General features: G+C 60.0%; 11 protein-coding genes. 8 read left to right on the forward strand and 3 right to left on the reverse strand.

Annotated elements, in window-relative coordinates; genetic code table 11:
• Positions 1-128 precede the first annotated feature (128 nt).
• The 3 genes from H8274_RS03675 (at position 129) to H8274_RS03685 (ending at position 4641) form a co-directional block, all read left to right on the forward strand.
• On the forward strand, positions 129-1517 hold the full coding sequence (locus H8274_RS03675) for a GntP family permease (protein ID WP_185933853.1): 1389 nt from the start codon (positions 129-131) through the stop codon (positions 1515-1517).
• 83 nt (positions 1518-1600) lie between these two features.
• A complete protein-coding gene (locus tag H8274_RS03680) occupies positions 1601-2599 on the forward strand; it encodes a dihydrodipicolinate synthase family protein (RefSeq protein WP_185933854.1) in 999 nt (332 codons plus the stop codon).
• A gap of 50 nt (positions 2600-2649) precedes the next feature.
• Positions 2650-4641: a YjhG/YagF family D-xylonate dehydratase gene (locus H8274_RS03685; RefSeq protein WP_185933855.1), complete on the forward strand. Its 1992-nt coding sequence runs from the start codon at positions 2650-2652 to the stop codon at positions 4639-4641.
• Positions 4642-4762: 121 nt separating this feature from the next.
• On the opposite strand, the gene H8274_RS03690 is transcribed toward H8274_RS03685, so the two are convergent.
• The 3 genes from H8274_RS03690 to H8274_RS03700 all read right to left on the reverse strand — a co-directional run bounded on the left by H8274_RS03690 (position 4763) and on the right by H8274_RS03700 (position 7880).
• Positions 4763-5761, reverse strand: a complete 999-nt coding sequence (locus tag H8274_RS03690; protein ID WP_185934444.1) for an amino acid ABC transporter ATP-binding protein — start codon at positions 5759-5761, stop codon at positions 4763-4765.
• 98 nt (positions 5762-5859) lie between these two features.
• Positions 5860-6999 carry an amino acid ABC transporter permease gene (locus tag H8274_RS03695; protein ID WP_185933856.1) on the reverse strand — a complete coding sequence of 380 codons (1140 nt, stop codon included), beginning with the start codon at positions 6997-6999 and terminating at the stop codon, positions 5860-5862.
• Positions 6999-7880: an ABC transporter substrate-binding protein gene (locus tag H8274_RS03700; protein WP_185934445.1), complete on the reverse strand. Its 882-nt coding sequence runs from the start codon at positions 7878-7880 to the stop codon at positions 6999-7001. The genes H8274_RS03695 and H8274_RS03700 overlap by 1 nt, the downstream gene beginning before the upstream one ends.
• A 478-nt stretch (positions 7881-8358) precedes the next feature.
• Between H8274_RS03700 and H8274_RS03705 the strand changes: the two genes are divergently transcribed.
• The 5 genes from H8274_RS03705 to H8274_RS03725 all read left to right on the forward strand — a co-directional run bounded on the left by H8274_RS03705 (position 8359) and on the right by H8274_RS03725 (position 25087).
• Positions 8359-10491 (forward strand): beta-glucosidase, encoded by a 2133-nt coding sequence (locus H8274_RS03705; RefSeq protein ID WP_185933857.1) that lies wholly within the window; start codon positions 8359-8361, stop codon positions 10489-10491.
• 1021 nt (positions 10492-11512) lie between these two features.
• The gene (locus tag H8274_RS03710) at positions 11513-12331 is read left to right on the forward strand and encodes a biotin--[acetyl-CoA-carboxylase] ligase (RefSeq protein WP_185933858.1); all 819 of its coding nucleotides are present in this window, start codon (positions 11513-11515) and stop codon (positions 12329-12331) included.
• Entirely contained in the window at positions 12328-14181 is a 1854-nt protein-coding gene (locus tag H8274_RS03715) for an ATP-binding protein (protein WP_244924518.1), read from the forward strand. The genes H8274_RS03710 and H8274_RS03715 overlap by 4 nt, the downstream gene beginning before the upstream one ends.
• Complete coding sequence (locus tag H8274_RS03720; RefSeq protein ID WP_082159989.1) at positions 14181-15785, forward strand: acyl-CoA carboxylase subunit beta; 1605 nt, start codon at positions 14181-14183, stop codon at positions 15783-15785. The genes H8274_RS03715 and H8274_RS03720 overlap by 1 nt, the downstream gene beginning before the upstream one ends.
• A 209-nt stretch (positions 15786-15994) precedes the next feature.
• Positions 15995-25087, forward strand: coding sequence for a type I polyketide synthase (locus H8274_RS03725; protein ID WP_185933860.1), 9093 nt, complete (start codon positions 15995-15997; stop codon positions 25085-25087).
• Positions 25088-25264 lie beyond the last annotated feature (177 nt).

A 25264-nucleotide genomic window follows, 5' to 3' on the forward strand; every position in this document is an offset into this window, starting at 1 on the left:
GATTCATTTTGCTAAAACGCGGTTCCGGTTGATGGAATGCGCTTTTCTCGCTACCGTGAGGTTAAATTCAGATAGACGGACTGAAATTCGCACAACGTGAATTTACCGTATTTGATGGAAGGAGTCCAATGGCTGGAATTCTGACCCAGACATTGCCGCTTACCGCGGCGGCAGGCGCTGCAAGCAGTGCCTCTCCCACCCAGCTCATCGTGGCCGCGCTGGTGGGTGTTGCCCTCATTATCCTTTTGATTACCGCACTCAAAGTGCATCCCTTCCTCGCCCTGCTCTTCGGTTCCTTTGTGATGGCCCTAATCGCGGGCACGCCACTCTTGGATGCTTTCTCCTCCTTCACCACAGGTTTGGGAAGCACCGTAGGCGGGGTAGGAGTACTCATCGTCCTCGGGTCCATGATCGGCGAACTATTGATACGTTCCGGTGGCGCCGATCAAATCGTAGAAACCATTATTGGGGCTACAGGAACCAAACGGCTCCCGTGGGCGATGGCCCTAATTGCCTTTATCATCGGCATCCCGCTCTTCTTCGAAGTGGGCGTGGTGCTCATGGTTCCGGTAATCATGCTGGTAGCGCGCCGCACGAAACAGCCACTCATGTTGCTGGCTATGCCGGCGCTGGCCGGCCTAGTGTGCTTGCACTGCTTCGTGCCACCCCATCCGGGCCCGCTTATCGCCATCGACACCTTGGGCGCCAATATTGGCCTCACCTTGGGAATCGGCCTGATTATTGCCATCCCCACGGTGATTATCGCCGGCCCGCTGCTGGCTCGGCCCATGGCAAAACTCGTGCCCACGCACGTAACCGACGAACACCTCGAAGGCCACCAATCGGAAGTCGCACACAGCGAGCGGCCCAGTTTCTTCGCTTCCGTACTGATCGTGCTAATTCCCGTGGTCCTCATGCTCTTGCATTCGATCTTCGAGATCGTGGGCTGGGAATCGGACCTGGTGGCCTTCCTCGGCAAGCCGCTCGTGGCACTTTTGGTAGCCGTGCTCTACGGAATTATTGTGCTCGGCCTGGGCCGCGGGAAAAGCCTTTCTGAAGTTTCCGATATTATCGGCGGCTCCTTCGCCCCGATCGCTTCCGTCTTGCTCATCGTGGGTGCGGGCGGCGGCTTCAAGGAAACCCTGGTGGATTCCGGTATTGCCGACGTTATTGGCGGCTGGCTTTCCGGCCTGCCAATCTCCCCGCTGCTTGCCGCTTGGCTAGTAGCCGCTTTCATTCGCGTTGCCACCGGTAGCGCTACCGTCGCCACCATTACCGCGGCCGGTATCGTGGCCCCACTTGCCGCCGGCATGGTCCCGGTGGAATTGGCCCTCATGGCGCTCGCGATCGGTGCCGGTTCCACTTTCCTTTCCCACGTGAACGACGCCGGTTTCTGGCTAGTGAAGGAATATTTCCACCTCAGCGTGGGCCAAACCTTCAAAACCTGGTCCGTGCAAACCTGCCTGGTTTCCGTACTCGGAATTGTGTGGATCCTGCTCATCAACGTCTTCGTCTAAGCGTGCGGGGCGGCGCGGACAATTGCTGAAAAACAATGCGGCGCTGAAATCCCCATCACGCTTAGCTAGAGAAAGGAATAACTTTGACCTCTGCCCGTGCTTCTGCTACTACCGCTAAAAATCCTGCGGCCGCACCTGCGCTCCCGCAGCGAACAGTTCCCGCACCAAAATACTTGTGCCCGGTTATCACCCCGTTCCGCGAGGACGGGAGTATCGACGCCGATGCCTGCCGGACCCATTGGGATAAACTCTGCGCTTCCGGGTTGGACGGTATTTTGCTGCTCGGTTCTATGGGAGAGTTTTTCGCCCTCGACGCCGCCCGCAAGCAAGAACTGATTCGCCTTGCCGGGGCAGAACTGGCCGGGAAAACCCATCTCATGGTCGGAACCGGTGCTAATTCCGTAGCGCAAAGCGTGGAACTATCCCGCTATGCTTTTGACCACGGCGCCGATAGCGTGATCCTCATAGCCCCGTACTATATGCGGCTTTCCGAGGAAGATCTCTTCGCCCATTTTTCCCAGATCGCGCAGGCTTTAGCTGACAAACCCGTGTATCTATATAATTTCCCGGATCGTACTGGAAATCCTCTTACCGGGCCCCTAATCCGAAAGCTGGTAGAAAAACATCCGAATATTGTTGGCATCAAAGACACGATTTCGGATGTGGCGGGCACGCGCCAGCTAATTGCCGAAGTAAGCCCGTTAGCCCCGGATTTCATTTTCTATTCGGGAATGGACGAAAACTTCTTCCACAATGTGCTCGCGGGTGGGAATGGCTGCATTGCTGGGCTATCCAATGTGTTCCCCGAAGTATGCGCGGCCGGGGTTGCCGCAATCCAGGAAAATGATCTTTCCCGGATCCGCAGTATCCAGCGGATATTGGACGCAGCCTCGGCGCTGTACGGCGTCGTCACCTTCTTCCCGGCCGCGATCAAGGAAGCCACCCGGCAACGCGGGCTCGATATTTCCCCGCGTAGCGCGGCCACAAGCGCACCACTTACGGAGAAGGCACGTACCCAAATCAGCGGCATACTCGCCCAGGTAGAAGCACTAATGGAAGCAGAAGGGATCGCTACCACCTGAAACTGAGAACCAGAACCACGAAGGATGCACAAGATTCAAAGGAGAATGACATGAGCAACCTACTAGATGAGATTTACCAACCCCGCGAACCGGAGTTTTACCACGTAGATACGCACGCGCCCGGGCCGAAAGGGCGCCTGCCACTGACCGCTAAACAACTGCGGGAAGCCCCTTCCGGGGTGCTGTTTTCGATGACCCAAGGTGTGGGGATGGGGTGGGACCCCGAGACGATCGGGCAAGACGACGTCATGATTATCTCTACGCTAGGTGGTATGCGCGGGGAAGATGGCACGCCTACCGCGCTGGGCCTACATACCGGGCATTTCGAATTGGGAATGCTGATCGAAGAAGCCGCCAATGAACTAAAACGGCAAGGCGATGTGCCCTACGCGGGATACACTTCCGATCCGTGCGATGGGCGCTCGCAGGGCACTATCGGCATGTTCGATTCCCTGCCTTACCGTAATGATGCGGCGATCGTGATGCGCCGAATTATTCGTTCCCTACCCACCCGGAAAGCGGTAATGGGTATTGCTTCTTGCGATAAGGGCTTGCCCGCCACCATGATGGCACTTGCTTCCCAGCACGATACGCCCACGATTTTGGTGCCGGGCGGGGCTACGCGCCAGCCTACGGTTGGGGAGGACCTCGGCACGATCCAAACTATTGGGATTCGCTATGCGGCCGGGGAGATTGATCTGGACTATGCGGCCCTGGAAGGGTGCCGGGCCTGCGCTTCTGGTGGCGGGGGCTGCCAGTTCTTGGGGACCGCCGCCACCTCCCAGGTAGTTGGTGAAGCTTTGGGGCTGGCCTTGCCACATTCGGCCCTGTGCGTTTCTGGCGAACCAATCTGGAAAGACCTCGGCACTGCTTCGGCGCGCGCCTTGCACCGTATGAAGGAACAAGGAATTTGTACGCGCGACATTATCACCGATAAGTCGATCGAAAATGCGATGATTATGCACGCCGCTTTTGGTGGGTCTACGAACTTGCTCTTGCATTTGACGGCGATTGCATATGAGGCAGGTTGCCGGGTGCCGACCGTGGACGATTGGTCGCGGATCAATAAGATCGTGCCGCGAATTGTTTCGGTGTTGCCGATCGGCCCGGTTATGTTCCCCACCGGCGTGGTATTCCTAGCCGGCGGCGTGCCCGAAGCCATGCTCAAGATTCGCGAACTGGGGCTTTTGCATGAAGATGTGCTCACCGTTTCGGGGCAGACCCTGGGCGAAAACTTGGACTGGTGGGAAACTTCGGATCGGCGCCAGCAAGTACAGCAACGGTTGCGGGAAAAGAACCACACCGATCCGGGCGATGTGATTATGGATATCGAGGTAGCCAAGGAACGCGGCCTCACCTCCACGGTGACCTTCCCGAAGGGCAATATTTCCCCGGAAGGATCCGTGGTGAAATCTACCGCTATCGATCCGAGCGTAGTAGGGGAAGACGGCGTGTTCCGGCAAACTGGCCCGGCCCGCGTTTTCGCTTCCGAAAAGGCAGCGATCGCAGCGCTCAAGGACGGCAAGATCAAGGCGGGCGACGTTATGATCGTGGCCGGTGTGGGCCCGCGCGGTACCGGCATGGAAGAGACCTACCAGCTCACATCCGCGCTCAAACAGTTGCCTTACGGTAAGCATGTTTCGCTGATTACGGACGCCCGGTTCTCCGGGGTTTCCACCGGGGCCTGTTTCGGGCACGTGGGGCCCGAAGCTTTGGCGGGCGGCCCAATTGGCAAGATCCAAGATGGGGATCTGATCGAAATCGTGGTGGATACCGTGAACCTAGACGGTTCTCTCAATTTCGTGGGCAGTGCCGAAACCCCGCTTTCCTATGCGGAAGGTGCCCAGGTGTTAGCGAACCGGCCCTCGAATCCGGATCTGCAGCCCGATCCGGATCTGCCCGCAGATACGCGTTTGTGGTCCGTGCTGCAAGATGTTTCCGGTGGTATTTGGCGTGGTTGCGTGTACGACGTCGATAAAATCATCGAAACTCTGGAAGCGGGCACGGCTGCACTCGCGCAAAAGGAAAACCCTGCTGCGTAGGCAAATGCCCGCGCGTCCCTAAGCAAATGCTCGCGTGGGCCGCGTCAGCGGGAATGCGGCCGCGGGCGCGGAAGACACCCCTAGCAAATGCTCGCGTGGGCCGCGCGGGCCGCGCCGCGCGCTACAGGATTGAGGTGAAGAAATCCTGAGCGCGCGGTTCTTGCGGGTGGTCAATAACTTGTTCCGCGGCGCCCTGTTCCACAATGGAACCGGCATCCATAAACACCACGTTATCGGCCACCTCCCGCGCGAAACCAATTTCGTGGGTAACCACAACCATAGTCATCCCAGCCGCGGCCAAATCCTTCATCACGGCCAATACTTCGCCTACCAGTTCCGGATCGAGCGCGGAGGTCGGCTCATCAAAAAGCATGATTTCGGGTTCCATAGCCAAGGCCCGCGCGATCGCCACGCGCTGCTGCTGGCCGCCCGAAAGTTCGGAAGGATAGTGGTCTTGCCGGTCCGAAAGGCCCACTTGGGCCAAATAGTGCGCGGCTTTTTCGCGCGCTTGCGCGGCCGGCAAACCGGCCACTTGAGCCGGTGCTTCCGCCACGTTTTCCAAAGCCGTCATATGCGGGAATAAATTAAAACGCTGGAACACCATCCCCATGCGAGCCCGCTGCGCCGCCACCTCGGCGTCGGAACGTTTCTGCAACCACGTACCCGCAGCCGTAATCGCCCCTTGCCGTTTCGCGTTCCACAAAGCAAACCCTGTAGGGGCAGGTGATTCCGTCATCCCCTGCAACTCGCCATCTACGTAGATGCGGCCTGCCGAAATATTTTCCAGCTGGTTCAAACACCGCAAGAGTGTGGACTTACCAGACCCAGAAGGCCCTAAAAGCACCAGCACTTCACCTTGCTGAACTTCCAAATTGATGCCCTTGAGTACATGCAAATCCCCAAAATACTTGTGGACGTCCACCACTTGCACCAGCGGGGTAGAGGCAGTATCGGGCGCGGTTGCTACCGGCGCGGCGGCGGGCACGGCACCGGGTACAGCGGTCTCGGGCGCGTTACCGGGGGTGTTGCCGGGTGTGTTGCTGGGCGCGTTGCTGGGCGCGTTGCCGGGTGTGTTGCTGGTCGTGTTTCCGAGCGTATTCCCGGGGTCAGGTGCTTGCATTTTTTCTGCCTTGGTTTCCATCTGCGTCACCGTTCTTATGTATGCCGTTCTATAAAAATTCGTAACTATGTGTGGTAGCTCAGCGGTCCGCGCCGCGCCTAGGGCGTTACATCCAAAAATTGGGTACCGCGCGCCGTGGCCGCCCCGGCCCGGCCTTTCCCAGTGCCCGGCCCACCGCTAGCCAGGCCAGCACCATTTTCCGGCTCACCGCCAGCACCGGCAGCTTTCGCGGCGTTGGCGCGCGGATTATGCCCGCGTCCGAAATGCCGTTCCAAACGCGCTTGCCCCACCATGAGCACCGAGGTAATAGCCAAATACCAAATGGCGGCCACCATCAGGAAAGGAATCGGCAAATAGGTTTGCGAGCCCAGATCCGTCGTCGTAAACGTAAGCTCCAAAGTGAAAGGCACCGCGACCACCAGGGAAGTGGTTTTGAGCATGGAAATCGTTTCATTCCCGGTGGGCGGAATAATAATACGCATAGCCTGCGGGAAAATAATCCGCCTGGTAATCGTGCGCGGAGTCATCCCCAAAGCGAGCGCGGCTTCCCGCTGGCCCGGGTCGATGGACTGGAAACCGGTACGAATAATCTCCGCTAGATAAGCACCCTCATTGAGCCCCAGGCCCAGCAGCGCAGAAACCAGCGGCGTGAAAACCTGACTGGTTTCGAAAGTAATAAACTCCGGACCGAAGGGAATTCCCAGCGAAAAAGTAGAATACAGCGAGGGCAGCAAACCCCAGAAAATCAGCTGGGTATAAATAGGCGTACCCCGGAAGAACCAGATATACACCCAGGCCACCCCGCGCAAAAGCGGATTTGTGGACTGGCGCCACAGCGCCATCGTAAGCGCCAAAATAATGCCGATGACCATCGCGCCCACCGTCAGCAAAATCGTGAACAGCACCCCGCGCAAAATCCGCTTATCGAACAGATAAGAAAAGACGAGATCCCAACGGAAAGCCTCATTTCCCACCAGCGCTGAAACCAGCATGGCCGCCAAAATCGCGATCACCACGCCCAGCACAATATTCGAAATCTTTAGGTGCGACTGCGGATGAATAAGATCCGGTTTACTGGCCGCTCCGGCGCTCGCGGTAGCCACTCCGGCGCTCGCGGTAGCCGCTCGGGCGCTCGCGGTAGCCGCTACCGTGCTGTTCGCGCCGGCGTTTGCTTTGCCGTTCGCCGCGGCGGGCGCGGAAAGCGCGGAATTGGTTTCTTGTGAGTCGGTGGTGTGCATTAGTTGACCTCCGGGTTCAAAGTGGCGTGGGGTAGCGCAACTCCGCTGGCCCCGTAATAGGAAAGAATCTTTTCGAGTTCACCGGTATCGATGAGGTAGTTGAGGGCGTCTTCCACGGCCTGGGCTAATTCCGGATCATCTAGGGGAACGACGACGGCTTGCGGGGCCGAGTCAAATTCCTCGCCAATATGTTCCAGTTTGCCTTCGGTGCGAACTACCGAATATCCGATTACTGGCGAATCGGCCAAAGTGGCATCGTATTGGCCAGAAGCAACTTTCACCGAAATTTGCGCTTGGCTTTGCATCGGCATGATCGTGATTTCCGGCTTGCCTTCCGCCTCGCACTGCGCACTGGTTTCCTTCAAGAAGTCATATTGCGAAGTGCCAGTTTGCACGCCGATGGTGAAGCCACACGGATCTTCCGGCGTGAACGCGGCCGGATTACCAGCTGCCACCGCCCACGAAGTCCCCGCTTGCGAATAGGCGATCATATTGAAAGATTGCAAGCGCTCTTTGGTTACCGTAAAGCCCGAAAGTCCGACGTCGAACTTGGTTCCGATTTGTGGCAGGAGCGCATCGAATTCCGTGTGCTGGGTGGTGCCATCGCGCAAGCCCATTACTTTCGCGAGTGCCCGGGTCAGGTCGATTTCGTACCCGGTGGGGGTTTGGCCGTCAGATTTGCGGTATTCGAGCGGGGGCCAGTTCGTGGAAGCTCCGTTTCGTAGCACCCCGCGCGCGCGAATATTTTCCGGAACTTGCGCGGCAATTTCCGGGACTGCTTCTATATGCGAAACGTCGTATCCGGTTTCCCCGGGATCATTATCGAAAGCGCTAACCGCGGGCGTACAGGCGCTTAGGCCAAAACATGCGAGCGCCGCCATAGCAACCCGAGCTGGGGTGCGATTCACTGTTCCCTCCCTGTGTATATTCGCCTGCCGGAATTATCTGCTTGCCGGAATAATGGGTTATATGCCCTGCAAGTACCCCATCCGGCATGCGTTAAAAATGCACTATAGCGGATAATCATTCATTCTTGCTGCTAGTCTCGTGCGCTAACCGTGCGAGAAAGCTCACCCGCCTTGCGCGCGGGGGAGGTGGCGGGGTGAAACCGGGCCGGGGCGGGGCAGAGCTGAGGAGGGCTCGGGGCAGAACAGAAGGCAGAGCTGGGGCGGGCCGGGGCGAGCCGGACCGGGGCAAGCGCAATATCGAAACGCACGTGCTCACAAAAACCGCGTACCGTGTGTCCCTAGCCACAATGCCCGCTGAGGGCGATAATGGAAAGCACCCGAAAGCTTCGGTTATTCGACGGTGAAACGGATGTTTTCAACGGCGAAGCCTCAATAACGGAGAGGAATAAACATGCACGAGTGGATGGATACCACAAAGACGCCCGATGAGCGTGCAAAAGCTCTCGTGGCCGCCATGACTCTCGAACAAAAAGCGCAACAGCTGGGCGGTAGCACTCCGACGCTAGATATTTACGATCTGGATATGACCGATCCGGATGCGGATCTCAACCAGATTGAGATTTTGCGGCATGTAGACGGTATAGAAGAGCTCGGGATTCCGTATTTCGCGGTTACTAACGGCCCGGTAGGCGTTGGGATGGGTGATGGCCAGCCCTCACCGCCGGCCACCGCTATGCCCTCTTCGATGGGTATTGCCGCTACTTTCGATCCGGAAATTGCCTATGAATACGGCGACACCATGGGCCGCGAAGCTCACACGCTAGCCCAGCACGTACTGGAAGCCCCGGGCGTGACCATGAACCGCGTGCCGATCGGCGGGCGCAACTTCGAATACTTCTCCGAAGATCCCTATCTCACCGGAGTTATGGGCGTGGAAGTAACCAAGGGTATTCAGGCTAATGAAGTAATTGCCATGCCCAAGCACTTCGTATTCAACGATCAGGAAAAGGAACGTTTCCGCTACGACGTGCGCGTGGACGAAGCCGTTGCCCACGAAATCTATTTGCTCCCTTTCGAAATGTGCGTAAAGGACGGTCATGCCGCTTCGATTATGGCCTCCTACCAGCGTTTCAACGGTACGTATGTGACCGATAGTTTCGAATTGCTCACCGGGGTGCTGCGCGAACAGTGGGGCTTTGAAGGATACGTACAGTCTGATTTTTGGGCTACGCGTTCTACCGCCGGCGGCCTGAATGCCGGTATGGATCACGAAATGCCCGATAACAAGTGGTACAACGCCGCAGCCCTGCAACGCATGCTCAAGGAACGCATCCTGGAAATCGAAACGATTGACCGGGCTTTGGTGCGCCGCTACCGCGTAATGTTCGCGCTGGGGATGTTCGATAAGCCGCGCCAGGTCGGAAAGATCGATCCGGAAATCGGGGGTCGTTTCGCGCGGCGCGCCGCCGGCCGGGTTATCACCCTCCTGAAGAACGACGCCGTTGCCGGCCAGCCACTGTTGCCACTGGCCCCCGAAGGCAAGATCCTCATCCTGGGTGTGGATAAATACGTGAACCATATTGCCAACTGCGGCGGTGGTTCTTCGCAGGTGGTTCCGCTCTACGAAGTCCCGCCGGTACCCGGCATGGAAGATGTGATTGCCGAACTGGGTGGCAGCGCCACCGTGGAATCCTTCGTGGTGGCAGCCGACATGTCCAACCTGGAAGAGGCCAAGCAGGCCGCGGCCGGGGCGGACACCGTCGTCGTTATGGCGGGCCTGGAAACCACTGAAGGTGGCGACCAAAGCAGCTTGAGCTTGCCGCTACGCCAAGACGAAATGCTCTTCGCGGTACTTGGCGTAAACCCGCGCACGGTACTCGTGCTCAAGGACGGCGATCCGGTGCTCACCCCGTGGCGGCGCCAAGTGCCGGCAATCCTCGAAGCCTTTAATCAGGGCCAAGAAGATGGCCACGCGGTAGCCGATGTGCTCTTCGGGAAGGTCAATCCTTCGGCCAAGCTCCCGATGACATACCCCGAACGGGAAGAACACACGATTTACCACGGCCATCCGGAACGCTACCCGGGCGTTGTGGAAGCCGGTGGCTACCCGGTAATCCGCTACACGGAAGGCCGCCAAATCGGCTACCGGTGGTACCAAGCACAGGGCGTCAAGCCCGCCTTCCCCTTCGGTTTCGGTCTGTCTTACACCACCTTCGAACTTGACGATGTGGATGTTAATGCGGCCGGTGTGCGGGGCGGGAAGGATGCGTGCGGCCAAGTAACCGTGCAGTTCCTGCTCGAAAACACGGGCGAACGCGAAGGTGCCGAAGTGGTGCAGGTATACGCGGCAATCCCGGGCAAGGGCCAGCCGCCCAAGCGCCTCGTGGGCTTCAAACGCGTGAACCTGCAGCCGGGCGAAAGCCGCCGCGAAACCATCACCATCGATCTCGCCGCTTCCCACCACCCGCTGGGAGTGTGGGATCCGGCAGAAAAGAGCTTCGTGGTTCCCGAAGGTGAACCGATCGGCATTATGATCGGCAACTCCTCGGAGCACACGCCCTTCGGCGCAGAAATCATTTTGTAAAACGCTGCCGGCTGCCAGTTAGCAGCTAGCCAATCAGCAGCTAGATAGAAACCAGTAAGTGGGTCGCTGTTCGGTAACTGCCGAGTGGCGGCCCATTTTTTGTTTCGACCAGGTTTTCTTGGCTCGGCAGGGCTTAGCGGGGTTCTGTACGGGTTTTCTAGCTTCGGCACGCGCGGTGAGAATCCGCGCCCCCGGTGAAAAAACCAGTAAAAACTGCGGGATGCTTTACAGGGTGTCGCAAATGTGTATATAGCACGCTGAACTGGGCACATTGCCATCTACGCGGGCGGTGCTGTGTACTATGTGGAACGCGCTAGGTACGGTGCCGCGTGCTTAGCGTGGCGGGCGGCGCCTCCTTGTGGCAGGAAACTGTCAAGAAAACATAGGGGAGGCGCCGCCCTTATTTGTGATAGAAGCGCGTCTGCCTTGCTGCCCGGGAAATTCTTTGTAAACCTGGCCGCCCGGGAAATGTGTTGTAAACCTGGCCGCCCGGAAAATAGGTAATAAACAACAATGCGGGCGGTAGTGGGCCTCACGAAGTATGTAAGCATCGCGCGGATGCGGTGCGTTTCTCGTTTTTCATGAACATTGCCCGGAAAGCCTTCCGGCCAGGCTCCCGATAATCCGGAAATGGCGAGATATGGGCAAAAAGTGGGTAATGTTCATTTTTACGACGCGCGTCGTAAAAACGAACGAGTGGCGATATCTGTCACAAATAAGGCAAGGGTCCGTGTTCGCCCCAAAATCTTAGGTTACGGTTGCGTAAAGTTACGGTCGAGTAACTTGGTGTAGGTGGCGGCGGGCGTGCATGGCTAAACAGCGCGAAATTCGGCCGGCTTCCAGCCGGAGCCCAACCCGCCAGCTCGAAAGCCAACCGGCTGGGAAACCTGCCCGGAAACCAACCGGCTGGGCAACCAGCTCGGAAGTCAACCGGCTGGGAAGCCAGCTCGGAAACCAACTAGCTGGGAAAACTGGATAGTAGGAGCCAATAGGAAGCGGAGCCACTAGGAAGGAGGGGCCGGTGGAGGAGAAACCACTGCAGGAAGCAGCAGCGCAGTTTCCACAGCTCGCGCAGATTTCGCCGCGTGTATTGCACGTGGAGCGCACGGGGAGCACGCAAGACGATCTTGTGGCGCTATGGCAAGCCGGGGAAGTGGAACATGGCTGCGTGCTTATCGCTGATGATCAATCCGCAGGCCGCGGCCGAGTAGGCCGGCACTGGTACTCTGCGCCTGGCTCTTCGCTTCTCATTTCTACGGTGCTCGAAGTAAGTGAATCTTTGCGCACCCAAATCGGCTGGCTTACTTTGGCCGCTGCTGCCGCGGCCCGCCAAGCCTTGGCCCAGTTGGGCATCCCGGCCCTTATTTCCTGGCCTAATGACTTGGTGCTCCACCCGGGAGCGCCACGCAAACTTGGTGGCATCCTCGGAGAAATCGCCGGGGAAAAACCCGGCCGGATCGGCACCGTGGTAGGAGCGGGCATTAACTTGCAGATCGCGCCCGCTAACCTGCCTACCCCGGTTTCCACTTCGGTGGTGGCAGAAAACCTCCCGGTTCCCAGCCGGGATGAACTTGCGGCCGCCTATCTGGCAGGCCTGCTAGCCCGGCTCGTACAACTAGAAGAAACAGGTAGCGCGCGGCAATCCGGCTTGCTCGCAGAGATCAATCAATATTGCGAAACCTTGCGGGAAGGTGTGGTGGTCAACCGGCCACGCGCCGAACCGGTATGCGGCCGCGGCGTAGAAGTCACAGAAAACGGCGGAATCGTTCTAGAAACAGAAAACGGACTGGTCACCGTTACGGCGGGCGAAGTTTCGATGATAGAGGGCATAATTCGGTGAAAATTGAAAAAATTCTTGTAGCGAACCGTTCGGAAATCGCCGAACGCGTGATTCGCACAGCGAAAGATATGGGAATTAAATCGGTAGCTGTCTATGCCGATGCGGATCGGGAAGCCCGGTTCACGGATATGGCAGATTCCGCGTATGCCCTGCACGGCACCACATACGCGGAAACCTATATGAACGCGCAAAAAATTATTGACGTGGCTCTGCGTTCCCATGCCGATGCCATCCACCCGGGCTATGGTTTCCTTTCCGAATCCCCAGATTTTGCGCAAGCCGTAATGGACGCGGGGCTACGCTGGATTGGCCCCAGCCCTTCGGCTTTGGCTCGCTTGGGCGATAAAATCCAGGCGCGCCGGCTCGCCGAATCGGTAGGCGTTTCTCCGGTACCCGGTATCTCCGAACCGGTTTCCAGCCGCGCGGCCGTAGACGAATTCGTAGCGCGTTTCGGTTTCCCGATCGTTACCAAGCAGACCGACGGCGGGGGCGGGCGCGGAATTACCGTGCACGAAAATCCGGCCGATCTAGACCGTTTCTTCGCTATTCACGGCGACGACCTAGGCCAATTCTTCGTGGAACGGTTTATCCGCAGCGCCCGCCATATTGAGTCTCAATCGGCACGCGATTCGCACGGCAATTTCGAAGTAATCTCCACCCGCGATTGTTCGGTGCAAAGAAGAAACCAAAAGCTAATTGAAGAAGCCCCGGCCCCGGCCATGCCCGGCAAATCCGAAGCTATTATTCGCGAATGGTCGCGCCGCCTGTTCGACGCCGTCGACTTCGTAGGCCTGGGCACCTGCGAATTTTTGGTAGAACCAGACGGCCGCGTAAATTTCCTCGAAGTCAATCCGCGCCTGCAAGTAGAACACACCGTTTCGGAAGAAGTTACCGGGATTGACCTGGTGCGCGAACAAATCCGCATCGCCGCCGGGCACCGGCTCACCCCGGTACCCGCCCCGCGCGCCCACTCCTTCGAATTCCGTATCACTTGCGAAGATCCGGCCACCGGCATGGTTCCCACCACCGGGACGATCAAAAAACTGCGGTGGCCGGCCGGCCACGGCGTGCGCGTGGAATCCGGAATCGAAGAAGGCGATGTGATTGGCGCCGGTTTCGATCCCATGCTCGCCAAGCTGATTGTTACCGCCCCGGACCGCGAGCAAGCCATTGCCCGCTCCCATCGCGTGATTTCCGAGGTCGAGATTTCCGGGATCGCCACCCCGCTCGCCATGTACGACGCCGTTATCGGGATGCCGGAATTTAGCCCGCACGTACCTTCCACGCGCTGGTTTGAAGATACGGTATTGCCGAACTACCAAGCTTCGGCCGCGGAAGAAGCGGGCCCGGCAGGCGCCGGCCCTGAAGCCGGTGCTATGGGGCAAGGCACACCGGCCACTGCGCCCGGTGCCGAAAATAGCGGAGAACTTGAAGAACTCCACAGTTTTGTGATCGAGGTAAATGGTCGGCGCATGCGCCTTTCCCTGCCCACTTCGCTGGTACGCACGGGTGGGAATGCGGCTCGCCGGGCCTTGCAACCGCGGCGCGCAACTTCGGCAGCGCGTGCCGCGTTGGCCACAAACGCCCAGCTCATGGACGCACAAGGCACGGTAAATTCGCCGATTCAGGCAATCGTGGTGCGGTGCGTGGTAAAGCCCGGGGATGAAGTTTCCGAAGGCGATCTGCTGGTCGTTCTCGAATCAATGAAGATGGAAAGCTACGTGAACGCCCCGTGCAGCGGGACGATCGCGGAAGTGAAGGTGGAAGCCGGGCAAAATGTTGCGGCCTACCAGCCGTTGCTGCGCATCGACGCCGCCGGCACGGGCCAAACCCCGGGTGAGGAGAAATAGTGTCACTAACAGATTTGCGCTCGATTCACGAGTGGCAGACCGTTGATAACACGGCACGCGATATTGACCGCGAAGGGTTTGCGGATTATCAGGCCGCGCTAGCCGAAAAAGCAGAAGAAAAGGCCCGTAGCCGCCAACACAAACAGAAGAAAAATACGGCGCGGGAACGGATCGCCATGTTCTGCGATCCGGGATCCTTCCAAGAAATTGGCCGTTTCGCCGGCGGCAATATGGCCAAAGGCTACTCCGGTTCGGCCGTGGTTACCGGTATCGGTACCGTGGATGGGGCGCGGGTGGCCGTGTATGCGCAGGACTTTTCGGTTTCCGGGGGCACCCTGGGCGAAACCGAGGGCCACAAAATCGTGGCCCTCATGGAGAAAGCCTTGGAATTGCGGATCCCTATCGTCTCCATGCTCGATTCGGGTGGGGCGCGGATTCAAGACGGCGTCGTCGCCCTTTCCCAATACGGACGCATCTTTAAGAAAACGATCGAAGCATCCGGCGTGGTACCCCAAATTTCGTGCATTTTGGGACCGTGCGCGGGAGGCGCCGTATACGGCCCGGCACTTACCGACTTTGTGGTGATGACCCGCGATAACGCACACATGTTCGTGACCGGCCCGGACGTGGTGAAAGCAACCACCGGGGAAGACGTTTCCTTCGACGAACTGGGCGGGGCACAACTGCATTCCTTCCAGTCCGGAGTGGCCCACTACCTGGCAGAAGACGAAGAAGATGCGCTCGATTACACGCGTACGCTCCTGCGCTATCTGCCCGCCCACTGCAACGCGCCCACCCCGAAATGGGACTATGTGGAAGGCCCGGAAGACGCCGCGGCCGCCCGCGAACTATCCAGCCTGGTACCCCAATCCTCAAAACACTCCTATGACATGGTGGACGTAATTGGGCACATCGTGGACTACGGCGAGTTCGTGCAAGTACAAGAATGCTTCGCCCCGAATATTGTGGTGGGTTTTGCGGCCCTGGACGGCCAGTCCGTGGGGATCGTTGCCAACCAGCCGCTGTGCGATGCGGGCACGCTAGATGTTGACGCTTCCGAAAAGGCGGGCCGCTTCGTCCAGTTCTGCGATGCCTTCAACGTTCCAATTGTCACCCTGGTAGACGTGCCCGGTTACCGGCCCGGCACCGCCCAGGAACAGTCCGGCATTATTCGCCGCGGAGCAAAACTGATTTGGTCGTACGCAAATGCGACGACGCCGCTCGTCACCGTTATTTTGCGGAAAGCCTACGGTGGCGCCTACATCGTGATGGGTTCAAAATCTTTGGGCGGCGATTTTAATTTCTCCTGGCCCGGCGCGGAAATCGCGGTGCTAGGAGCGGAAGGTGCGGTGGCTATTACCGGCCGCAAGCGCCTACGGGAAGCAGAAGAGAACGGAGAAGATGTAGAAGCGGTACGTCAGGAACTGGCCGCGCAGTACACGCGGGAAAACGTGAATCCCTTCCTTTCGGTGGAACGGGGCGAACTCGACGCGATCATCACCCCGGAAACAACAAGGGAAACGCTCGTGGAATCGCTGCGTATCTTGCGCACTAAGGACCGCCAGCATACGGGCCGGCGCCGGCACGGGAATATTCCCATGTAGGCCGAAGGAAGGCCAGCGCCAGCGAGCAAAGAAAGGCCACCACCGGCTGGCCAAAATATCACGCTGCACAGAATTCCGCCCGGTTTCTCGCAGTCACGTCACCGCTAACTAGCAGACGTGTGGGGGAAACCTGGGTGCGAAAAACTGCTAAACGTAACTGAAAAACGTAACTCGAAAAACATCCATCTAAGGACTAACGGAGAAAAAATATGGCATCCGTCTACGATTCGCTTCGTACCGAAGCTTCATGGATCTTGCAATTCTCGGGGCAGGGCACGCCCTGGGGGACCGAGCTTGATGCGCTCATTGCAGACCCCGAAATTTTGCGCGCCCTGACCGAGCTGGACGACCAGGCCGAAGACCTGCTCGCCCCGGTCGTGCCCGAACTGGCACTGATTTCGGCGGGCCGGCTTGATCTATTGGGCCGGCGCGGCCCGGCTTCGCGCGGGGTAGCCCCGCACACTTCCGTGCCCGGCATCCTGCTCTTCCAATATGGTGCTGCTCTCGACTTGGACGCCCAGCCCAAACTGGCAATCGGCCACTCCCAAGGCGTGTTAGCCGCCGAAATCCTGCGCGCTCCGGCCGCGGACCGGCCGGCGATCTTCGCGCTGGCCCGCCTGATCGGCGCGGCCGCTTCCAAGGTGACCGCACAGGCCGGCATGGGCCCGGATGGGGTATCCACCCCGATGCTGTCCGTGCGCGGCGTACCGGTAAAACAGCTCAGCGCGCTGATTGACGAATTTGCCGATATTGATCTGAGCATTATTAACACCCGCGAAGCCTGCGTGGTTTCCGGTTCTCCGGCCGCCCTGGCCGGCCTGATCGTGGAAATCGAAGCGCTCGCCAAGCGTTCCGTGGAAGACCGGGAAGCTAAGCGGACCGGTGGGGAACCGCTCCAGCCCGTTACCGAATTCTTGAACGTGGCCGCCCCCTTCCATTCGCATCTGCTCGAACCGGCCGTACAGCTCGTAGATGATTGGGCGCAAGCGTGCGGGATTTCTGTTGCAGGCGCAGAAAAGCTGGCCCGCGCCGTACTTACGGACAACCTGGATTGGACGGAAGAATTCCGCAACGCGGTAGCCGAAATTTCGGGACCGGAAGCCGGCCAAGACACCCACTACGTGGTAGATGCCGGCCCGGGTGTAGCACTGCGCAAGATCACCCGCGATAACCTGGCCGGTACCGGCCTGTCCTACGTGGATGCGGCCACCGCGGAAGCCCGCGATGATCTGCTCACCGGCGATGCTCGCGTATACACCACGGCTGACTGGTCGGCATTTGCGCCCGCCCTGCGGGAAATCAACGGGGAAACCTACCTGGATACCGCGTTTTCGCGGCTTACCGGCCGCTCGCCGGTAATGCTCGGAGGCATGACCCCAACTACTGTGGATCCGCATATTGTGGCGGCCGCGGCCAATGCCGGGTATTGGACGGAGCTGGGCGGCGGCGGGCAAACTTCCGAAGCCGTGCTCACCAAGCACCTGCGGGATCTGCAAGCCGAACTGGCGCCGGGCCGTACCGCCCAGTTCAACGCCATGTTCTTGGACCGTTACCTGTGGGATCTGCAGTTTGGCGGCCGCCGCTTGGTATCCCGCCAGCGGCAAGGCGGCGCGCCCCTGGACGGCGTCACCATTTCCGCGGGCGTACCCGAACTAGAAGAAGCCCTGCAACTTATTAACCGTTTGCAGGCAGAAGGCTTTGCCTACGTTTGCTTCAAGCCAGGCACCGTAGACCAAATCCAGCAAGTAGTGGAGATCGCCAAGAAGAACACGGGTACTCCGCTCATCGTGCAGGTAGAAGACGGCCACGGCGGCGGGCACCACTCCTGGGAAAACCTGGACGATCTGCTGCTGGCCACCTACGCCGATATGCGGGAAGCCGGCCTGGTAATCACCGTGGGTGGTGGCCTGGGCACACCGGAACGCGCCAAGACCTACCTGACCGGCCAGTGGTCCGAACAGTACGGCCTGGCCCGCATGCCAGTAGACGGCATCTTCATTGGTACCGCGGCGATGACCGCGAAGGAAGCGAAGACTTCAGAAGACGTCAAGCAACTCCTGGTGGATATCCCCGGGGTATCGGCGGAAGATAACGGCGGCTGGGTAGCCGCTGGGGAAGTGCGCGGAGGTATTACTTCCTCGCAGTCTTCCTTGCATGCCGATATGTACAACGTGGAAAACTCGGCGGCCAAGGCCGCCCGGTTGCTCCTCGAACTGGACGGCAAACCGGAAGAAATTGCGGCGCGGCGCGAAGAAATCATTACCGCGATCAATAAGACCGCCAAGCCCTACTTTGGCGATATTGACGAAATGACGTACGTGGAAGCGCTGGAACGCTATGTAGAGCTTTCCTACCCGTGGCCCGATGAAACCGTAGCCACTCGTTTCCACGAATTCTTGCAGCGTGCCGAAGCCCGTTTGGCACCGGCCGATCACGGGGAAATCCCCACGATCTTCCCGGAAGAAGCCGCGGCCTGTGCCGATCCGGCAGCTTCTATTGCCCGCCTGGCCGAAACCTATCCGGAAGCCCGCGAAGAACTCGTTTTGCCTTCCGATGGGGCCTGGTTTGATGCGCTGTGCAATAAGTACCCCAAGCCGGTACCTTTCGTGGCCACGATTGATGGCCAAGTGCTGCGCAACTGGGGCCGCGATTCGCTGTGGCAGTCCCAAGATCCGCGTTACACGGCCGATCAAGTACGGATTATTCCCGGCCCGGTCTCGGTAGCCGCGATCACCACAAAGAACGAACCGGTAGCCGATATCCTGGGCCGTTACGAAACCGCGGCCGTAGCCGAAGTACAGGCTGAAGGTATTCAGGCACGCCCGGCCTTCTCCCGCACTTCCGAAGACCGTGATGCCTACCTGCGTTCGGTACCGTTTATTGTGTGGCACGGCCACCTGGCCACCAACCCGGCCGCGCTTATTGCGGAAGCCGAAATTCGGGATACTCCCGCCGGCCTAGAAATCTACGTACCGCTCGATACTGCCTGGGATGGCACTCAAACCACCCAGCACGTGGTGCGCGAAATGCGGATCCCCTTGGTATTGCCGGAAGACGTACACACCGGCGGCCTTCCCGTAGTAGACGACGCGCGCCTTATCGATTCCATGCGCGCCGTGCTGGCCGGAATGTCCGGCGTCGGCACCACCACCATTGGTGGTACCCCGATCACCGAACAACCCAAGATGGTCGACGGCGTTGCTACCTTCACCTTCGCCGTTTCCCCAGAAATCGGTAACCTGCACTCGGGAATTACCGCGCCGGGCGGCCGGGCCCCCGTAACGGTACCCTCCGCCCTGCTCGGCTCGTGCTGGCCGACCATTTATTCGGCGATGGGTTCGGGTGAAGCCGATGGCTTCCCGATTATTGAAGGTCTGCTTTCCGGCGTCCACTTGGACCATTCGGAAAAGATCAACGTACCGGTAGAAAAGATTTTGGGCATGGGCGAGCTCACGGCACGCTCGTGGGTAGATTCCGTGAAGGAATCTTCGGCTGGGCGCGTGCTCGCCATCCGCACGGATGTGAGCGGCACTTGGGAAGAAGACGGCGAAGAAGTAACCGGCGTCGTACTCGAATTCCAAGAACGTTTCGCCATGCGCGGGCGGGCCACCACCACGGATCTGCCGGAAGACCCGGCACCGCGGGGCGGAGTAGAAACCGAAGTTATTGATACGCCGCGTTCTACGCTCCGCAAGGTGAAGGTCACGGCTCCGTCCGATATGACTGCTTTCGCAATCGTTTCTGGCGATTACAACCCGATCCATGTTTCCAAGCGCGCCGCGATCGTGGCGGGCATGGAAGAACCGCTCGTGCACGGCATGTGGCTGTGCGCGGCAGCCCAGCACGCGGTTTCCGATCCGGATGCGGGGCGCCCGCCGCTGCGCATTACCGGCTGGACGTACCGCATGTTCGGCATGGTGGACCTAAACGACGAAGTCGAAATCACCGTGGAACGCACCGGGCGCCTGCCCGGCGGCGGCCTGGCTTTGGAAGTGACCTGCCGCAAGGGTGACGAAGTAGTGGCGCAAGCCACCGCTACCGTGGCTGCGCCGCTTACCGCCTACGTATACCCGGGCCAGGGCATCCAGGCGAAGGGCATGGCGCTCGATGAGCGCGCCGATTCGCCGGCCGCCCGCGATATTTGGGAGCGGGCCGATAAGCACACGCGTGCAACTCTCGGTTTCTCCATTTTGGCTTTGGTGCGCGATAACCCCACCGAACTGGTGGTGCGCGGGGAAACCTTCCGCCATCCGGAAGGCGTTTTGAACCTCACGCAGTTCACCCAGGTGGCGCTAGCTACCGTGGCCATGGCCCAAACCGCGCGCCTGCGCGAACGTGGTGCTTTGGTGCGCGGAGCTTTCTTCGCCGGCCATTCGCTCGGTGAATACAACGCACTATCCGCCTACTCGAACGTATTCAGCCTGGAAGACGTGCTGGAAATCGTTTACCACCGCGGCACCACCATGCACCACCTGGTGGAGCGTGATGAAGAAGGCCGATCGAACTACCGCATGGGAGCCTTGCGGCCCAACCAGTTCGGGGTAGACGACGCCGGAGTGCGCGACTATGTGGCCTCGATCGCCGAAAAGACCGGCGAATTCTTGGAGATCGCGAACTACAACCTGGCGGGCCAACAGTACGCGGTGGCCGGTACCATTGCCGGGCTGGACGCCCTGGCCAAGGACGCCGGTGCGCGGGCGAAGGCAGCTGGCGGCAAGCGGCCCTTCATGCTGGTTCCCGGCATTGACGTGCCCTTCCACACTTCGCGGCTGCGCCCCGGGGTGCCCGAATTTAGGGAGACCCTGCTGCGCATCATCCCGCGCGATATTAACCTGGAGGTATTGGAACACCGGTACGTACCAAACCTGGTGGCCCGTCCCTTCGAACTAACCCGCGAATTCTGCGCCGCGATCCTCGAAGTAGCACCTTCGGAAACCGCGCGCGAACTGCTCGATAGCCTGGAAGAAAAGGTGGCGGAAGACCGCGTGGGAGTGGCCCGAGCCCTCCTCGTAGAGCTCCTCGCCTGGCAGTTCGCCTCGCCGGTGCGGTGGATTGAAACCCAAGAACTGCTGATCAGCAGCGGGGTGGAAGAAATCGTGGAAGTTGGCTTGGCCGCTTCGCCCACCTTGGCCAATATGGCCGCGCGGACGCTTGCCTTGCCGGCCCACGCCACCGATGAAGTGCGCGTATTCAATGTGCAGCGCGATGCCAAACTGGTATTGCGGGAAGACGTTGCCACCCCGGCACCCGAAGCCGCAGCCGAAACCGCTACCGCGGAAAGCGACAGCGCCGCTAGCGCGCCGGAAACCGCGGCGTCGGAAACCGCTGCGGCGGCTTCCACTGCGGCGGCCACTCCGGCCGATTCGGCTCCTGCACCGGCTCCGGCAGCTCCAGCGGCCAGCCCGGCGCCTAGTGCTGCTGCGCCCGCTGCCGCACCGGCTGGTGGAGCAAGCGGCCCGGCCGCCGATATCCCCTTCCAGGCTTCGGACGCCATGATGGTGCTCCTCGCCCACGAAACGAAGGTACGGCTAGACCAAATTGGGGAAGCCGATTCGGTGGAAGTCCTTACCAACGGGGTTTCTTCCAAGCGCAACCAGATCCTCATGGACATGACGGCCGAATTCGATTTGGCCTCCATGGATGGGGCCGCGGAAGCCAAGATTTCGGACCTGGCAACCCAGGTAAACGAAGCCGCCCACTCCTACCGTCCCTTCGGTTCGGTACTGGGAGAAGCTATCAACGACCGCTTGCGGACCTTGACGGGTGCGGCCGGCGCTAAGCCGAGCCGGATCGCAGATCGCGTGACCGGCACCTGGCAGCTCGGTGCGGGCTGGGTTACCCACGTCCAAGCCGAACTATTGCTCGGCACGCGGGAAGGTAAGTCCACTCGCGGTGGAGAACTAGCGACCTTGGGCTCCGAAGCCGAATTGGCTCCGACCAACGCAGCCGGCCTGGATGCGCTCATCGATGCCGCTGTGCTCGCGGTGGGTAATGTGAAGGGAATTAGCGTAGCTATCCCGCAGGCAGGGGGTGGCGGTGGTGCTACCGTGGATTCGGCGGTACTAGACGAGTTCGCCGCCAAGATGACCACCACTTTGGCCGAAAATGCGCGCGATCTACTGCGCCGGCTCGGCCAAGAAGAGCCGGCCACGCTGCCCGAAGCAGGCGATGATGTGGCCTTGCGCGAAGCTATGGCCGCCGAACTGGGAACCGGTTGGGAACGTTTCGTTACCCCCGCTTTCGATGCGAACAAGGCTGTGCTCCTCGACGATCGTTGGGCTACCGCCCGCGAAGACGTGGCCAAGATTGCCTTTGGCCGCGAGGTGACCGGAAACTTTACGGCTACCGGCCCGGAAGTGGCCCGGCAGGCCCGCTGGCAAGCAGCGCGCAATCCGGAACTCGCCGAACGCTTCGAACAGATCGCCCAAGATGCCCTTTCGGAAGAACCGGGCGCCTATTCGGGCAAGATCGCCGTGGTTACCGGTATGGCACCGGACTCCATTGCGGGTGCCGTAGCGGCCGGGCTCTTGCGCGGCGGGGCGACCGTGGTGGCCACCGCTTCCAATATTTCGGCGGCCCGCTTGATCTACGCCAAGCAGTTGTACCGGGAGAATGCCCGCGGCGATGCCGCCCTGTGGCTGGTACCGGCCAACCTGGCTTCCTTCCGCGATATTGATGCACTGGCTGAATGGATCGGCAATGAGCAACGGGAGACCGTGGGGGCTACCACCAACCTGGTCAAGCCGGCTCTGCTCCCGGATCTGCTGGTGCCTTTCGCGGCCGGCAAGGTATCTGGCTATATGACGGATGCCGGCCCGGAAACGGAAAACCAGGCACGCATCTTGCTGTGGGGCGTGGAACGCCTGATTGGCAAGCTTGCCGTGATTGGCGAAGATTCGGCAGTGGAACACCGCATGCACGTAATCTTGGCCGGTTCGCCCAACCGTGGCGTTTTCGGTGGCGACGGCGCATACGGCGAAGTAAAGGCGGCCCTGGATGCCATCCCGAACAAGTGGAAGGTAGAACCGTGGGGCCAGCGCACCACCATCGCCCACGCCAAGATCGGCTGGGTACGCGGTACGGGCTTGATGGGCGGTAACGACCCGCTCGTGGAGGCCGTGGAAGCAGAAGGTGTGCGCACGTGGTCTACGGAAGAAGCTGGGGAAGAACTCCTCACGCTCTTCACACCGGAAGCCGTGGCCCAGGCCACGCAGGCACCGCTCGAGAAGGATATGACGGGCGGGCTTGGCGCGATCAACCTGAAGGAAATTTCGGAGAAGGCTGCCGCGCACAGCTCGGCCGAGGCCGCTCAGAACGCGCCGGAAGCAGGGGCCGAGCCGGCTACGATCAAGGCTTTGCCGCGGATTGTGGCCCCGCGTCAGGCCAGCGCGCAAACTTCCGAATTTGCGGGTACTGCCCGGCCGGAAGATACGATCGTGATCGTCGGTATTGGCGAAGTGGGGCCGTGGGGCTCTTCCCGTACCCGTTTCGAAGCGGAACTGGGCGTGCAAGACGACGGCGATTTCGAGCTCACCCCGGCGGGCGTGCTCGAACTGGCCTGGATGACCAACCTGCTCGAATGGCACGATACGCCGCAACCGGGCTGGTATGACGCCGACGGCAACCTGGTACCAGAAACCGATATTTACGACCGGTACAAGGATGAAGTGGTGGCCCGCAGCGGAATCCGCGCCTTCGTGGATGACGGCCCGCTGCAGGACATCGGGACCACCGATTTGGCGCCCGTCTTCTTGGAGAAGGACGTCACCTATTCGGCGAAGAACGAAGCAGAAGCGCGCGATATGCTCGCCGCCGATCCGGAATTCACCCGCATTAGCGTGGACGAAAACGGAGAGTGGCAGGTCACGCGTCTGGCCGGTGCGCGCGTTTACATGCCGCGCCGCACTACGCTTTCGCGGCGTGTGGGCGGGCAGTTCCCCACTGATTTCGATCCGGCGAACTGGGGTATCCCGCAGTCGATGATCGAAGGCGTGGACCGGTTGGCCGTCTACAACCTGATGACGGCCGTGGATGCCTTCATTTCCGCCGGGTTCTCCCCAGCGGAACTGCTCGAATACATCCACCCGGTAGATGTGAGTTCCACACAAGGTACCGGATTTGGGGGTATGACCTCCATGCGCCGCATGTTCGTGGAACGCTTCGTGGGCGGGGACGTTCCTAATGACATCTTGCAGGAAGTGCTACCCAACGTGGTTGCCGCGCATACCATGCAGTCCTATATCGGTGGGTATGGTTCCATGATCCACCCGGTGGGTGCGTGCGCTACCGCCGCGGTATCCGTGGAAGAAGGTTTCGATAAGATCCGCACCGGGAAGGCCCAGTTCGTGGTTGCGGGAGGGATCGACGACGTCCAAATCGAATCCCTGATTGGCTTTGGCAATATGAATGCCACCGCTGATTCGAACGCGATGGCAGCCAAGGGTATTAATTCGCGCTTCTACTCGCGGCCGGGCGATCGGCGCCGGGCCGGCTTCGTGGAAGGCCAAGGTGGCGGTACCGTACTGTTGGCCCGCGGCGATTTGGCCCAGAAGATGGGCTTGCCGGTGCTCGCGGTAGTCGGATACGTACGTTCCTTCGGTGATGGTATTCAGACTTCGATTCCGGCCCCGGGCTTGGGTGCTTTGGCAGCCGGCCAGGGTGGTACGGATTCGCAGCTGGTCAAGGATTTGGCGGCGCTCGGAGTTACCCCGAATGACATTTCGGTGATCTCCAAGCACGACACTTCTACCAATGCCAATGATCCGAACGAAGCCGAATTGCACCACCGCCTCTTCAAGGCGATTGGCCGTTCGGAAGGCAACCCGCTCTACGTGGTTTCGCAAAAGTCGCTAACCGGACATTCGAAGGGTGGGGCGGCCCTCTTCCAGATGGCAGGCCTGTCCGAGATTTTCTCGGCCGGTACCGTGCCGGCTAATAAGGCGGTGGACTGCCAGGATCCGGCCTTCTACGACAAGGAATTCTTCGTGTGGCCGCGCGAGCCGCTACACCTGGGAACCGTGAAGGCTTCGATCCTTACCTCGCTCGGATTCGGGCACGTTTCGGCGCTCATGGTGCTGGTACACCCGGCGGCTTTCGAAGCTTCCGTGGAACGTACTTACGGGCGCGAAGCTGCCGATGAGTGGCTGCACCAGGCGAATGCACGCTTGGCGGATGGTTCGCGCCACCTGCAGGCGGGCATGATCGGCCATGAAGAGCTGTACACCGAAACGCCGGTGCGGTTCGAAGGTCCTTCTAACGACGCCGAAGCTGCGCTCCTGCTCGATCCGGACGCACGGGTCTAAGCCTGGCAGCGGTGCGAGAACACCGCGCCAAGCGTGACGGCCGGGGGCCCGCGCCAGCGGGCCCCCGGAAACCATCACGCCTGGCCGTGACTCAGCCAACGGCGAAGCGAAAACTGCGATCGAAAACTGCGATATATTAGCGGCGCGCGGCGCCCATCCAAGCCCTCTCGGCGGGAA

Source organism: Actinobaculum suis, from assembly GCF_900618115.1.
Classification (GTDB): domain Bacteria; phylum Actinomycetota; class Actinomycetes; order Actinomycetales; family Actinomycetaceae; genus Actinobaculum; species Actinobaculum suis.